The organism is Pseudomonas sp. TKO26 (assembly GCF_003225665.1).
GTDB classification, from domain to species: domain Bacteria; phylum Pseudomonadota; class Gammaproteobacteria; order Pseudomonadales; family Pseudomonadaceae; genus Aquipseudomonas; species Aquipseudomonas saponiphila.
Map to the genome: position 1 here is coordinate 197144 of NZ_QKLN01000011.1, position 12914 is coordinate 210057.

Here is a 12914-nt window from a genome sequence, read left to right on the forward strand (position 1 = left end):
AGACTCCTTTGAACGTTCAGGCGACGCGGGGCGTCAGGCCCTGCATGTCGATGCTGGTGGAGCGCTGGCCGATCAGTTCGCCCAGCAACTGGCCGCTGCCACAGGCCAGGGTAAAACCCAGCGCGCCGTGGCCGAGGTTGAGCCACAGGTTGCGGTAGGCGGTGGCGCCGATCAGCGGCACGCCGCTGGGGGTGGCCGGACGCATGCCGGCCCATTCGCTGGCGGCCTGATAATCGCCGGCGGCGGCGAAGGTCTGCTCGGCCTGCCGGCGCATCAGGGCCAGGCGTCCCGGGTCCGGGGACGGATCGAAACCGACGATGTCGACCATGGCCGCCACCCGCAACTGCTGGCCGATCCGGGCATAGACGATCTTGCGGTTGTAGTCGGTGATGCTGATTTCCGGCGCCTGGTGCTGCGGGCCGATGGGCACGCTGAGGCTGTAGCCCTTGAGCGGATACAGCGGCAGCTTGAGCCCTGGCAGGCGCAACTCGGGGCTGCGATGACCGGCCGCCAGCACCAGATGTTGCACCGGCAATTGGCGCTCGCCCAGATCGATGGCCTGGACCCGGTCGCCATCATGGCGGATGGCCCGGACTCGCTGGCCGAGGAGGATTTCGCAACGCCCGGAAGCCCGCAGCCACGCCGCCAGTTGCTGGCAGAACGCGTGGCAGTCGGCCACTTCTTCGTCCGGGGTATAGATGCCACCGACGAAGGGCGTGTCTCCCAGGGTCGGCTCCAGGGCGGTGCATTCGGCAGCCGACAAGACCTGCTGCTGACGGCTGTCCGCCAGGTTGTGCCGGGCATGCTCGAAACTGCCGGGCTGGCGAAAGGTCACCAGCTTGCCATTGCGCCGCCAATCGAAGCCCTGCAGGCCATCCTCTACGCGCCAGCGTTGCAGGGTGCTCTGGCTGAGCAGCGCCAGGCGCAGCAGGTGAGCAGCATTGCGCTGGTTCACCGAGTGCCGGCAAGCACCGAGAAAACCCGCCAGCCAGCGCCACTGCGCCGGGTCCAGGCGCGGGCGCAGCTTGAGCGGCGAGTCGCCCTTGAGCATCCAGCCCAGGGCCTGCCAGGGCACGCCGGCATCGGCCAAGGGCGCCACATAGCGATAGGACAACTGCCCGCCGTTGGCGAAGCTGGTCTGGCTGCCCAGGGATTCCTGAGCCTCCACCAGGGTCACCTCGAAGCCCTGGCGGACCAGGGCGTAGGCACTGGCCAGACCGATCACGCCGCCACCGATGATGCAAACCTGCTGACTCATGACTGCCCCTAGCCCGTTGTTCGATGGCCCAAGGTTAGGGGCAGGTGACAGACGCCGGACAATGAATAAAGATGCACCTCCCATAAACAAAGGTTATGGACTGCCCCATGCGCCTGCGTCATATCGAAATCTTCCAGGCCATTCGCCAGGCCGGCTCCATCAGCGGCGCCGCGCAGTTGCTGCACGTCTCGCAACCGGCGGTGACCAAGGTCCTGCAGCACGCCGAGCTGCAACTGGGTTTCCCGCTGTTCCTGCGGGTACGGGGCAAGTTGCAGCCGACTCCGGAAGCCCTGGAGCTGGAGCGTGAAGTGGACAAGGTCAGCGAGAGCCTGCAAGGCGTGCGGCGCCTGGCCCACAACCTGCGCCGGGCGCCGGGCCACAGCCTGCGCATCGGCGCCACCCCGGCCCTGGCCCTGGCGTTGCTGCCGCCGGCCATCAGTGAATGGACCCGTCTCTACCCTGACGGCCTGTGCGAACTGTCCAGCGCCCACAGCCGGGAACTGGTGCAGAACCTGCTGATGCGGGAAATCGACCTGGCCCTGACCCTGCAACGCCCCGATCACCCCGGGCTCTGTGCACAGCCCCTGGCCGAGGGCGTGCTGGTGGCCCTGGCGCCGCTGGACTACTGGCCGCCCGCCGTACGCGGCCAGCCGCTGGCCCTGATGGAACTGGCGGATGCACCGCTGATCGGCCTGAGCAGCGCCGACCCGCTGTCGGCGCGCCTGGATAGCTACCTCAAGTCGGTGGAACCGCCACCGCGGGTGAGCATTGCCGTACAGACCTACTCCCTGGCCCGGGCCATGGTGGAATCCGGCGCCGGATTGGCGCTGATCGATCCCTTCACCGCCCTGGGCGCATCAACCGCCAGCACCGTCATCCGACCCCTGAGTCCGCCGCTGTCGATCACCCTGTACGCCGTGACCCGCGCCGCCGAACCGCCGCCCCACACCCTGGCCAGCCTGCTGGAGATTTTCGCCCGTCAGGCCCAGGCACAGTTGGACCGCCCCTTATAGGACGTAGAACAGGATGGCGATGAAGTGCAGCAGGCTGCCGGCGATCACGAACAGGTGCCAGATGCCATGGGCATGACGCAGGCGGCTGTCCAGGGCGAAGAAGATGATGCCCACGGTGTACAACACCCCGCCTGAGGCCAGCCAGGCAAAACCGGCCGGCCCCAAGGCCGCCAGCAGTGGCTTGACCGCCACCAGCACGATCCAGCCCATGACCGCGTAGATCACGATGGACAGAATCCGCGCTTCGGAACGCGGCTTGATCTCCTGGAGGATGCCGATCAGCGCCAGCCCCCAGACAATCCCGAACAGGGTCCAGCCCCAGGGCCCGCGCAGGGTCACCAGGCAGAACGGCGTGTAGCTGCCGGCAATCAGCAGGTAGATCGAAAAGTGATCGACCTTCTGCATGATGTTCTTCGCCCGGCCACGCACGCTGTGATAGACCGTGGACACGCTGTAGAGCACCAGCAAAGTGAAGGCATAGATCGCCACACTGACGATCTTCCACGGACTGCCGTCGATACTGGCCAGCACCACCAGCCAGATGCCGCCGATAAACGCCGCGATCGCTCCCAGCAAGTGGGTCCAGGCGTTGAATCTTTCTCCGTGATACATCGGTCACTCACCCTTGAAACATGAAAAACCACGCAAGGCTCGGGCCTGCAGTTTGAAAGCGCAAGAGGTCTATGGGGGCGCGACGGATAAAAAACCAGCGGCCACTTTCAGACTCATCGGGCATCATCAGCCCCTCATCAGCCGAGGCCGGACCATGCTCATAGACGAAGAGTTGACCCTGAAAAAGCTCGAAGTGTTTCTGGCCTTCATGCGCACCGGCAACCTGGCCCGCGCCGCCGCCGAGTTGCAGACCAGCAACGTCAGCGTGCACCGGGCCATCCACTCCCTGGAAAACGCCCTGCGCTGCCCGCTGTTCAAGCACGAAGGACGCAACCTGACGCCGCTGGAAAGCGCCTTCGTCCTCGAAGAACGGGCGCAGAAGCTGGTGCAGGACGTGGTCGAGAGCGTGCGCCTGACCCGCGAGGCCGCAGGCTTCTCAGCAGAACGCTTCAAGCTCGGCGCACTTTACTCGCTGACCGTGAAAACCGTGCCGCAGCTGATCATGGGCCTGAAGCTGCGCCGCAGCGAGCTGAACATCGACCTGATCCTGGGCTCCAACATCGACCTGCTGTACAAGCTCAAGAACATGGAAGTGGACGCCATCCTGATTTCCCTGGACGACAGCGTCAACGACCCGGATTGCGAGCAACTGCCGCTGTTTTCCGACGATATCTTCCTCGCCACTCCGGCCGATTCACCCTTTGCCCAACAGCACGAGGTGGACCTGGCCGACGTGCGCGACGCCACCTTCATCACCCTGACCCAAGGGTTCGCCACCCATCAGGACGGGGTGCGGGTGTTCAAGCAGGCGGGGTTCGAACCGAAGGTGGCGATGCAGGTCAACGACATCTTCACCCTGCTGAGCATGGTCAGCTCCGGGGTCGGTTATGCGTTGCTGCCGGGAAGGATCGCCGCAGTGTATGAAAACCGCGTGAAGCTGATACCGCTGCAGGCGCGCTACCGCCTGCAGCAACATATCGGCGTGGTGTTTCTCAAGGCCAAGGAGCGCGACCCGAACCTGTTGGCGCTGCTGGCCGAATGCCGGATGTACGCCAATCGCCAGGACGCCTCATGACACTCAAGCCCCCACCAGGCCACGCATCAACAGGAACAGCAGCGACGGCCCCAGCAGGCAACCCAGGGCGGTGTAGAACGCCGCCGTCAGGCAACCGTAGGGCACCAGCTTCGGATCGGTGGCCGCAAGGCCCCCGGCAACACCGCTGGAGGTGCCCATCAAACCGCCGAAGATCACCGCACTGCGCGGGTTGTTGAGGCCGATCAGCGGCGCCACGAAGGGCGTCATCACCATCACCAGGATCGCCTTGATCAGCCCGGCGGCAATCGACAGCGCCATGACCTCGGAACTGGCGCCAATCGCCGCCCCGGTCACCGGCCCAACGATGTAGGTCACTGCCCCGGCGCCGATGGTGGTCAGGCTCACCGCATCGGTATAACCAAAGGCCATGGCCACCCCGACCCCGGCGACAAAGGACGAGCCAACCCCGACAAACAGCGCCAACACGCCGACGAACCCGGCGCGCTTGAGCTCCTCGACACTGACCCCAAAGGCCGTGGCGACAATCGCGAAATCCCGCAGCATGGCCCCGCCCAGCAGGCCGATGCCCGACAGCAGCGGAATGTCCACCACGCCCTTCTGCCCACCAGTGAAGGCGCCGCCCACATAGGACAGCACCAGCCCCAAAAGAATGGCGATGGCCGAGCCGTGCAGGCGGCCCTTGGTAAAGGTGTTGGAGATCCAGTAGGACACCCACATGGTGATCCCGATCACCGCGAAACCGCTGATCAGCCCGTAGCCGGTAATGACCTTCATCATCGATTCGTACATGGCCCTTACCCCGCTGTTTTCTGAGCAACGGCCGCATCCGGCGCCTTGTTGCCGATGCGCACCAGCACCGGCACCAAGGCGAAGGCGATCACCACCGCCAGGGTGCCCGCGAGAATCGCCATCGGCCCGCCCTTGAGCGCGCCGTAGACGTTCTGCTGGGCGGCCATGGCCACCACGATGGGGATGTACACCGCGCTCCAGAACTCCACGCCCTGTTCGGACTTGCCGGCGAATAGTCCGCGCTTGTGCAGGTAGCTGCCCAGGCCGATCAACAGCAGCATGGCGATACCGACCCCGCCGACATTGGCCGGCACGCCGATCAATTTGCCCAGCAGCTCACCGATGAAAATACCCACCAGGGTACAAAAGGCCAGGAAGGCCACACCGTAGATAATCATTGTTGTTGTCCTCAAAGTGCATCGTCGAAGTTGTTGTTCTTGTGCTTCGTCAGCCTGAGTCGGTGCTCTATCGGTCGCGGCTTCCCTCCTCACGCAACAGGGCTTGCAGGGTGTCCAGGCGCGCGCCGTCGCAGGCGATCACCGTCCCTTGGGCAAACACCCGGCGGGCCAGCCCGGTCAGTACCGCACCGGGAGGCAATTCGATCTGCAGGCGAACCCCGCGCTCGTAGGCGCTTTGCACGGTGCCGCGCCAGTCCACCACCCGGCACATGTTGAACGCCAGATCGTCGCGCAATTGCTCCAGTGTGCGCAGCGGTCGGGCCCGGCTGCCACTCAGGTAACCCAGCGTCGGCAGTTGCAGCGGCACCTCGGCAAAGGCCGCGGCCAGGGCCTGGGCCGGTTGCTCCAGCAATGGACAGTGAGACGGCACGCTGACCGCCAGGCGCTTGGCCACGCCAACTCCACGCCCCCGTGCCAGCTCGGCCACCGCCTGCATCGCCGCATCGCTGCCGGCGATCACCACTTGGCTGTCGGCGTTGATATTGGCCAGGTACACCGGCGTTTGCGGGCTATGGACCTGGGCTAGCAGCCCTTCCACCTCCGCCAGCTCCAGGCCCATCAGCGCGGTCATGCCATAGCCCTGTGGATAAGCCTGCTGCATCAGCTCGCCGCGCAGGCTCACCAGGCGCAACGCATCGGCGAACGCCAGGGCCCCGGCCACCACTGCCGCCGGGTAGGCACCGATGGACAGGCCCGCCACATAGTCCGCCTTGAGCGGCGCTTGCAGCAGGGTCCGAGCGCTGGCCACCCCGGCGATCAGCAGGCACAACTGCACCGCCCGGGTGCTGGCCAGGGCCTGGGGCGAATCCAGGGTCAGTACGTCTTCCCCCAGAACCTCACTGGCTTCCTGCAGGCAGGCGCGGGTTTCCGCGCTTGGCGGCAGACGCTGGAGCATCCCCGGCTGCTGCGCGCCCTGGCCCGGAAACACCAGCAGGCTGCTCATGCTGCCTGCTCCTGAGAGTTCCAGGGATCGCTGACCAGCCGCGCGCCACTGGCGCTTTTGAGCAGAACACGAGGCGCCGCTCCCGCCCATTCACGCAGGGCCACGGCCCCGGCGGGAACCTGCAGTTGCAGGTCCACCGGGCACTCGGCGCGCTCCAGCAGAACCAGCAGCTCGCGGGCCTGAGCTCGGGAGAAAGGCTCCGGCGTGCGCAGGATCAGGTCCAGGTCACTGTGCTGATGCAGCGCAGCCACCCCAGAGGCCAACTCGAAACCGGCACTGCCGCTGACGCCCCAGACCAGGCCCAGGGCATCCAGCTCGCCGCGCAGTTGCTGCAACGCCTGCAGCGCCGGCAATGAGCGCGTGCCGCTCAACTGGCACAGCGCTTCGGGATACACCCCGCGCTGCACCGACTCCAGCGCCAGCACAGCCGGGTAGCGCTGCTCGCGGGCGCGGCCGCGCAGGCCGACCGCGATCTGCCCGGGCGCCGTCAGCGCCCGCCGCACCACCACCGGCTGCCCCGCCTCCAGCACGGCAAAGGCCCAATCCGGCGCATCGGCGGCCAACTGCGCCGGGCTCATGCCCCACAGCAAGTCGTGGGGCAGCCAGGGGCCGAGGCCGTTCACCATTGTTCCCGCAGCAATTGGCGGACCCGGCTCGACGCCGCTCGGTTCGACGCTCCCAGACGACCGCTCAGGTCGACGCCCTTGGCCCGCACATCGGCGATGGCCGCCAGCAGGCACTCCTTGACCGCGACCAGATCCTCGCTCGTGGGCTGTTCGATCTGCCGCACCGACAGGCTTTCCCAGAGCAGCCCCAGGCCGGCGTAGCTGTCGATGTCATAGGCCATGGGCGGCACGCTGGCGGCCAGGGCTTCCAACTCCTCGACGCTGCGCAGGGTGACCCGCGCCGCCGAGGCCTTGCCCATGGCGTGCACCATCACCCCGGGATCGCGCAGGGCGATCAAGCGGTTGGCCTGATACCCGTGGGCCAGAAAGGCTCCGGACATGGCCTTGCCCACCAGCAGGGCAATCACCGGGTGCCCGGCCAGGCGCGCCCGGGCGTAGCTGTCGGCGGCGCCGGCCAGGGCCTGATGGATGCCCAGGGCCTCTTCACGCCGGCCATAGGCCTGGCTCGGCACATCGACGATGGCGATCAGCGCCCGCTTGTGGGGCTGGTCGCGGTCGGTATCGATCACCTCATCCACCGCCTTGGCCAGGCCCCAGCCTTCCAGCAGGCCGACCTCGCCCTGGCGGGCACGGGGAAAACGGTTTTCCGGGTCGGCCACCACGGCGATAAAACGCACCGGCTGCCCCATCAGTTCGCCGTCGGCCACCCGCAGCGACGGCGGCAGGCCAGTTACCGGCGCGGCGCCGCCACTTAAGGCGTTGAACCAGTTCAGGCCCCGCAAAGAATAAGCACTCATGAGCGGTCTCCTTGATACAGATCGCGAACCGTCGCCGCATCGATTTGCGGCGTGGTGTCCAAACGGGCCAGGCGTTGCAGATAGTGTTCGGCCTCACGGCTGCGTTGCCGCGCGGGCAAGCCGAGGGCCAGCAACTCGCGGACCTGGGCCTGGATCTGCGCCACATCATCCGCCACATAACGGTCCACCAAACCGCTGGCGAAACGCTGCTCGCCGCCGGTCAGGCTCCAGATGAACGGCCGGTCCCGGGAGTCGTATTCCTCAAGCCCGGCTTCCTGCTCGATCACCTGCGGGCCGTTGAGCCCCAGGCGCGCTTCCTGGGTGACCACGAGATAACTGCACAGCCCGGCGGCAATCGACATGCCGCCAAAACAGCCGACGCTGCCGGCCACCACGCCGACCACCGGCTGGTACTGGCGCAGGTCGACAATCGCCGCGTGGATGTCGGCAATCGCCGCCAGCCCCAGGTTGGCCTCCTGCAAGCGCACGCCACCGGTTTCCAGCAGCAGCACGGCACAGGTCGGGATGCCGTTGCGGTTGTTCTCGGCGGCCAGCTCCAGGGCCCCGGCGATCTTCGCCCCGCCCACCTCGCCCAGGCTGCCGCCCTGGAATGCGCCTTCGATGGCGGCAATCACCACCGGCAGGCCATCGATGCTGCCCTTGGCGATCACCACCCCGTCATCGGCCTGGGGCACCACGCCCTGGCGCGCCAGCCACGGCGACATGACCCGTTGGAACGGGTCCAGCAGCTCGCGAAAACTGCCGGCATCCAGCAAGGCCCGGGCGCGCTGCCGGGCGCCCAGTTCGACGAAGCTGTGCTTGTGCAACAGATGTGCGCTGTCAGTCATGGCCGATCTCCTCGAAGCCCTGTTCCAGGCGCAGGCGCACCACCCCCGGGGTGGCGCCGAAATCATGGATATCAATCGCCAAGGCCGGTGGCGTCTGGCCGTCGAACAGGCGCTCGAACAGGTGCTGCCAGCGGGCGGCGCTACCGTTTACCGAGGTCTGCACCTGGATAGTCAATTTGCCGGGTTGGCCCGGCTCCAGCAGCACTTCCAGGTCGCCGGAGCCGACACAGCCCACCAGGGCGCGGCCACGACCGGGCTGGCCGGCGGGGAATTCAAAGGACAAGGTTTCCATCAGTTCGCTCCCAGATGAAAGCCGTCGGCGGACTCGATCCGGTCCAACAGCAGGCTGGCCGCCAGCAAGTCGGCGGCACCGCCGGGCGAGGCATTCAAGGTCAACAGTTGCAGGTCCAGCTCATGCAGGCGGCGGCGCCCGGCCAGGCTGGCGCTGCCGCCGGCATCGAGCACCGCCTGGGCGCCCTGCTGCATGGCCTGCAAGCCCTGCTCGCCAGCGCGGTACAACACGCAGGTGTCGGCCAACTGGCTCATGATCGCCAGCAAGGCATCGAGCCGGGCGTTCTGCTCGCCATGGCCCTGGGCACGGCTGTGCTTGAGCTGGGGCAGACCCCGTTGCAGCACGGCGGGAAAGCCTTGCTGGGCTTCTTCCCGAGCGCCGCGCACGCCGTAACGAATCGCCACCTGGGCGCCATGACTCAGGGGCCGTGGCGCGTAACGATCCTCCAGCAAGGCCAGACGCGCGGCCCGCAGCGCGACACTGCCAGCCGTTGTGGATCGCGGCTCCAGCGCGGCGGCCGCCACCAGCAGGCCCAGGGCCCAGATCGCCCCGCGATGGGTATTCACCCCGCCCGTGGTGGCGAGCATGGCCTGCTCGCCTTCGCGACCAATGCGCCCCAGGGCTTCACGCAGGGGCAGGCCGACTTCGCCGAACGCCAGCGCCGCCTCGGCCATCTCCTTGAAGGCCGGCCACAGGGACAAGGCCGAAGCGTGCATCAGGCCCAGGTGCAGGTCGCTGTGGGCGCCATTGCCACGGCGGTCCACCAAGGCCGGCTTGGGCGACAGATCGGCTTCATCGATCAGCGCGTCCACCGCCAGGTCCGCCAGGCGCTCGGCCAGGCTCAGGGGTTGCGATTGCAGATTGAGTGCGTGCATTACCAGCTCCTGAACTTGGCGGGCGGGTTGTACAGGCCACCGGACCACTGCACCAGATCGGCCACGCTCTTGGCCGCCAGCAGCTCGCGGCTGGCGTCGGTGCGACGGATGCCCAAGTCTTCCGGCAAGGCGATCAGCCCTTCACGGCGCATGCGCGCAGTGTCCTTGGGGTTGTGCCGCAAGCCGATGGCGGTGACCCCGGCCACGGCGGCGATCATCGCCTGCCGCTCTTCCAGGGAACGGGCCTTGTACAGGTAGGCGATGCCTTCCTCGGTCAGCAGGTGGGTGACGTCGTCGCCGTAGATCATGATCGGCGCCAGGGGCATGCCGCTGTTGCGCGCCACCTCCACCGCGTCGAGGGTGTCGACGAAGGTCGGTTTGCCGCCTTCCTGGAAGGTTTCCACCATCTGCACCACCAGCTTCTTGCCGCGCTCGAGCATGGCCTCTGGCGCATCGCTCGGGTCTAGGCGCATGTCCAGCCAGGCCGGGGTGCCGTGGCGCCGGCCACGGGGGTCGTGGCCCATATTCGGCGCGCCGCCGAAACCGGCCAGGCGGCCGCGGGTCACGGTGGAGGAATGACCGTCACCGTCCACCTGCAAGGTGGCGCCGATAAACAGGTCCACCGCGTACTGCCCGGCCAGCTGGCAGAACATCCGGTTGGACCGCAGCGAGCCGTCGCGACCGGTGAAGAACACATCCGGGCGCGCGGCGATGTAGTGCTCCATGCCCAGTTCGGTGCCGAAGCAATGCACGCTGTCCACCCAACCGCTTTCGATGGCCGGGATCAGGGTCGGATGGGGATTGAGGGTCCAGTTGCGGCAGATCTTGCCTTTCAGCCCCAGGGATTCACCGTAGGTGGGCAGGATCAGCTCGATGGCCGCGGTGTTGAAACCGATGCCATGGTTCAGCGACTGCACGTTGTGTTTTTCGTAGATGCCGCGAATCGCCATCATCGCCATCAGCACGTGCACCGGCTTGATATGGCGCGGGTCGCGGGTGAACAGCGGCTCGATATAGAACGGCTTGTCGGCCACCACCACGAAATCCACCCAGGACGCGGGAATGTCGACCCGGGGCAACTCGCTGACGTCGTCCACCAACTGGTTGACCTGAACGATCACGATGCCGTCGCTGAAGGCTGCCGGCTCGATCAGCGCCGGGGTGTCCTCGGTACTGGGGCCGGTGTAGATGTTGCCGGCGCGGTCGGCCATGAACCCGGCAGACAGCACCACATTGGGGATCAGGTCCACCACCAGCCGCGCATAGAGTTCGATGTAGGTGTGGATGGCGCCGATTTCCAGCAGCCCGTCTTCCAGCAACTGGCTGATGCGCAGGCTCTGGGTGCCAGCGAAGGAAAAGTCCAGCTTGCGGGCGATGCCGCGCTCGAACAGGTCCAGGTGCTCGGAGCGGCCGACGCTGGGCATGATCATGTGCAGGTCATGCAGCCTGGCCGGGTCGGCCTTGGCCAGGGAACGGGAGAGAAAGTCCGCCTGTTTCTGGTTGTTGCCTTCCAGCACCACCCGGTCGCCGGGCAGGATCAGCGCCTCCAGCGCCGCGACGATCTGGTCGGTCGGCAACACCACGCCATCGGCGATGGCCCGCACCTGCTCGAGGCGCCGCTGCTTTTCGCTGCGCCGCCGCGACCAGCGCGCGTCGGGGGAAATTATTGTTGTCATGCTCACTCCACGGGTTCGCTGTCGTGGCAGCAACCTTAGGAGTGAAAACGGGGCGCATCAATCAAGCGCGGCGTTGGATCGTTACGCTGAGGGTAATGATTGAGTCGCAGGCTGGCTGTAGGTAATGGCAACACATTGGCGGTTGTTGCAGCGCAGGGGGAACAGCATAGTTGCCCGGTCGCCGACGCATCGGCGGCCGATCTTAGCCGGTCGAGCCTGTTCACGGACGCACAAGCGCTTGCCTATAATGCCGGCGCTTTTTGCCGCCTGGCATTTTGCTATGGCGGCTGTGCGCGGGACACCTTCGGGTGTGCCGGAGGTTCCGTGAATTCCTCTGGTCGGCTAACCCGCGTGCAGCTGCCACCCTCTTTGTTTAGCCGCAAACGGTGGTAGCTCCTCAAAAAACACGGAGGTGCGCTATGACTGATTTCATCCCGCTACAAAGTAATCTCACCACTACCCCAGTGTTCCACCTCGACCGCAGCGCCCCGGCTGCGGACTTGCACGGCGGCGCGGTGCAACGCATCAAAGCCTCGCGCGACCTGCTGCACAGCCTCAACTGCCTGAGCCTCAAGGGCGTCGACGAGCGTGACCTGAACCACTTCGTCAACGCCGCCCACCTGCTGCTGCAAGACGGCTGCGATGCCCTGGACGCCTTGCAGTGGCGGCTGGAGGCGTAAAGGCCTCGGACAAACCTGCGCGGTTGGCCTCTTTGGGGTCAACCGGCTGCCTGTCTCGGCACAGACGAAGACCCATCCAGGTGCCATACCGCTTCTTGGAGAAGGCCTGAGCGGGGCGCGCACTGTTGTCGACGTTCGTAGACCGTTTGTGCGCCTACTGCCCTGCGCTTTGGCCACCACTTTTGAGGTGTCACCGCGAGCAAGCCGCAACAAGGTTTGCGCCCTATCGCCACTACGCCAATCTTTGCCCTTTGAATGGTCTCTTCCAGCTTGCGGATCTCTTCCTCGGCCAACGATAAGGGATTGTGCTTCATGGACAAGGATCTCAATCATCGGCATTTATACGAGTTGAAATAGTGAACTAACTTATTGTTGAACACTTATTGATTTTGGCGTTTATTGATGAAAGAAATTCGTAGGACAGGACAATATATTGGCCGCTGCTCCGACTCTTTTAAGTAAAAGATCAATATCCGTAGACAGGCACAAAATAAGAAAGTGGAGGATGGGTCTTTTCCCACTCTTTTGCAAAAGCAACGCCTTGTTTGATTTCATCGGGAGTCAATTTTTCGGATATTTCTATAAGAGTAACTTTGGCAAAATCGGCCACCCCTGCTCCGCCTCCCGCCCCTCCTCCTTCAAACCTCGATATCAAATAAGTCAATCCGTAACCTTTTATCAAATCTGGAGGGTAATTAAGGTCATTGGGTGCATGAGCCAAATTGCTACCGTAGGTACTTACAGCAGATATATAGCCACCTTCGGCGGACCTTTTCAGCCAATATCCAACTTCTGCTTTATTGCCGTTATTTTCAAATAAATAGTTCGCGTACATGGCCATCCCCAATGGGTAGCCCCCTTCAGCTGAAGCCTTAAACCATTTTTTAACCGCCTTTTGGCGATTGCCCGGAATGAAAAACCAGCCAGCACCGTCCTCATAGACGCCAGCCAATAATTTCTGCGCATAACTGTCTCCAGCCTCAGCAGCCT

Annotated in this window: 14 protein-coding genes and 1 pseudogene; 3 read left to right on the forward strand and 12 right to left on the reverse strand. The window is 65.1% G+C overall.

Going from position 1 to position 12914, the window contains the following annotated elements; translation table 11 throughout:
* Window positions 1-16 precede the first annotated feature (16 nt).
* A complete protein-coding gene (locus DNK59_RS17935; RefSeq protein WP_110724100.1) occupies window positions 17-1258 on the reverse strand; it encodes a D-amino acid dehydrogenase in 1242 nt (413 codons plus the stop codon).
* 107 nt (window positions 1259-1365) lie between these two features.
* On the opposite strand from DNK59_RS17935, the gene DNK59_RS17940 reads away from it, so the two are divergent.
* On the forward strand, window positions 1366-2271 hold the full coding sequence (locus tag DNK59_RS17940; protein ID WP_110724101.1) for a LysR family transcriptional regulator: 906 nt from the start codon (window positions 1366-1368) through the stop codon (window positions 2269-2271).
* On the opposite strand, the gene DNK59_RS17945 is transcribed toward DNK59_RS17940, so the two are convergent.
* Window positions 2266-2883 carry a hemolysin III family protein gene (locus DNK59_RS17945; RefSeq protein ID WP_110724102.1) on the reverse strand — a complete coding sequence of 206 codons (618 nt, stop codon included), beginning with the start codon at window positions 2881-2883 and terminating at the stop codon, window positions 2266-2268. The genes DNK59_RS17940 and DNK59_RS17945 overlap by 6 nt on opposite strands.
* A 154-nt stretch (window positions 2884-3037) precedes the next feature.
* Between DNK59_RS17945 and DNK59_RS17950 the strand changes: the two genes are divergently transcribed.
* A complete protein-coding gene (locus DNK59_RS17950) occupies window positions 3038-3958 on the forward strand; it encodes a LysR substrate-binding domain-containing protein (RefSeq protein WP_110724103.1) in 921 nt (306 codons plus the stop codon).
* A gap of 3 nt (window positions 3959-3961) precedes the next feature.
* On the opposite strand, the gene madM is transcribed toward DNK59_RS17950, so the two are convergent.
* The 9 genes from madM to mdcA form a co-directional block, all read right to left on the reverse strand.
* Window positions 3962-4729, reverse strand: coding sequence for a malonate transporter subunit MadM (gene madM / locus DNK59_RS17955; RefSeq protein ID WP_110724104.1), 768 nt, complete (start codon window positions 4727-4729; stop codon window positions 3962-3964).
* Between the two features lie 5 nt (window positions 4730-4734).
* A complete protein-coding gene (gene madL, locus DNK59_RS17960; RefSeq protein ID WP_110724105.1) occupies window positions 4735-5127 on the reverse strand; it encodes a malonate transporter subunit MadL in 393 nt (130 codons plus the stop codon).
* Window positions 5128-5194: 67 nt separating this feature from the next.
* Window positions 5195-6130, reverse strand: a complete 936-nt coding sequence (gene mdcH / locus DNK59_RS17965; protein ID WP_110724106.1) for a malonate decarboxylase subunit epsilon — start codon at window positions 6128-6130, stop codon at window positions 5195-5197.
* On the reverse strand, window positions 6127-6753 hold the full coding sequence (locus DNK59_RS17970) for a malonate decarboxylase holo-ACP synthase (RefSeq protein WP_110724114.1): 627 nt from the start codon (window positions 6751-6753) through the stop codon (window positions 6127-6129). The genes mdcH and DNK59_RS17970 overlap by 4 nt, the downstream gene beginning before the upstream one ends.
* Window positions 6750-7553 carry a biotin-independent malonate decarboxylase subunit gamma gene (gene mdcE, locus DNK59_RS17975; RefSeq protein ID WP_110724107.1) on the reverse strand — a complete coding sequence of 268 codons (804 nt, stop codon included), beginning with the start codon at window positions 7551-7553 and terminating at the stop codon, window positions 6750-6752. Before mdcE ends, DNK59_RS17970 begins: the two co-directional genes overlap by 4 nt.
* Window positions 7550-8401 carry a biotin-independent malonate decarboxylase subunit beta gene (locus DNK59_RS17980; RefSeq protein WP_110724108.1) on the reverse strand — a complete coding sequence of 284 codons (852 nt, stop codon included), beginning with the start codon at window positions 8399-8401 and terminating at the stop codon, window positions 7550-7552. The genes mdcE and DNK59_RS17980 overlap by 4 nt, the downstream gene beginning before the upstream one ends.
* Window positions 8394-8693: a malonate decarboxylase subunit delta gene (locus DNK59_RS17985; protein WP_110724109.1), complete on the reverse strand. Its 300-nt coding sequence runs from the start codon at window positions 8691-8693 to the stop codon at window positions 8394-8396. The genes DNK59_RS17980 and DNK59_RS17985 overlap by 8 nt, the downstream gene beginning before the upstream one ends.
* Window positions 8693-9568, reverse strand: coding sequence for a triphosphoribosyl-dephospho-CoA synthase (locus DNK59_RS17990; RefSeq protein ID WP_110724110.1), 876 nt, complete (start codon window positions 9566-9568; stop codon window positions 8693-8695). The genes DNK59_RS17985 and DNK59_RS17990 overlap by 1 nt, the downstream gene beginning before the upstream one ends.
* Window positions 9568-11244 carry a malonate decarboxylase subunit alpha gene (gene mdcA / locus DNK59_RS17995; protein WP_110724111.1) on the reverse strand — a complete coding sequence of 559 codons (1677 nt, stop codon included), beginning with the start codon at window positions 11242-11244 and terminating at the stop codon, window positions 9568-9570. Before mdcA ends, DNK59_RS17990 begins: the two co-directional genes overlap by 1 nt.
* Window positions 11245-11663: 419 nt before the next feature.
* On the opposite strand from mdcA, the gene DNK59_RS18000 reads away from it, so the two are divergent.
* Window positions 11664-11924: a hypothetical protein gene (locus DNK59_RS18000; RefSeq protein ID WP_110724112.1), complete on the forward strand. Its 261-nt coding sequence runs from the start codon at window positions 11664-11666 to the stop codon at window positions 11922-11924.
* Window positions 11925-12390: 466 nt separating this feature from the next.
* Here the strand turns inward: DNK59_RS18000 and DNK59_RS31820 are convergent.
* Window positions 12391-12914 (reverse strand): annotated as a pseudogene (locus tag DNK59_RS31820) (sel1 repeat family protein); the annotation flags it as partial.

Excerpts from the sequence above, each read along its gene's own strand:
- madM (WP_110724104.1), bottom strand. The coding sequence starts at position 4,729 with ATGTACGAATCGATGATGAAGGTCATTACCGGCTACGGGCTGATCAGC.
- mdcE (WP_110724107.1), bottom strand. The coding sequence starts at position 7,553 with ATGAGTGCTTATTCTTTGCGGGGCCTGAACTGGTTCAACGCCTTAAGT.
- mdcH (WP_110724106.1), bottom strand. The coding sequence starts at position 6,130 with ATGAGCAGCCTGCTGGTGTTTCCGGGCCAGGGCGCGCAGCAGCCGGGG.
- DNK59_RS17950 (WP_110724103.1), top strand. The coding sequence starts at position 3,038 with ATGCTCATAGACGAAGAGTTGACCCTGAAAAAGCTCGAAGTGTTTCTG.
- DNK59_RS17940 (WP_110724101.1), top strand. The coding sequence starts at position 1,366 with ATGCGCCTGCGTCATATCGAAATCTTCCAGGCCATTCGCCAGGCCGGC.
- DNK59_RS17980 (WP_110724108.1), bottom strand. The coding sequence starts at position 8,401 with ATGACTGACAGCGCACATCTGTTGCACAAGCACAGCTTCGTCGAACTG.
- DNK59_RS17985 (WP_110724109.1), bottom strand. The coding sequence starts at position 8,693 with ATGGAAACCTTGTCCTTTGAATTCCCCGCCGGCCAGCCCGGTCGTGGC.
- DNK59_RS17935 (WP_110724100.1), bottom strand. The coding sequence starts at position 1,258 with ATGAGTCAGCAGGTTTGCATCATCGGTGGCGGCGTGATCGGTCTGGCC.
- DNK59_RS18000 (WP_110724112.1), top strand. The coding sequence starts at position 11,664 with ATGACTGATTTCATCCCGCTACAAAGTAATCTCACCACTACCCCAGTG.
- madL (WP_110724105.1), bottom strand. The coding sequence starts at position 5,127 with ATGATTATCTACGGTGTGGCCTTCCTGGCCTTTTGTACCCTGGTGGGT.
- mdcA (WP_110724111.1), bottom strand. The coding sequence starts at position 11,244 with ATGACAACAATAATTTCCCCCGACGCGCGCTGGTCGCGGCGGCGCAGC.
- DNK59_RS17945 (WP_110724102.1), bottom strand. The coding sequence starts at position 2,883 with ATGTATCACGGAGAAAGATTCAACGCCTGGACCCACTTGCTGGGAGCG.
- DNK59_RS17990 (WP_110724110.1), bottom strand. The coding sequence starts at position 9,568 with ATGCACGCACTCAATCTGCAATCGCAACCCCTGAGCCTGGCCGAGCGC.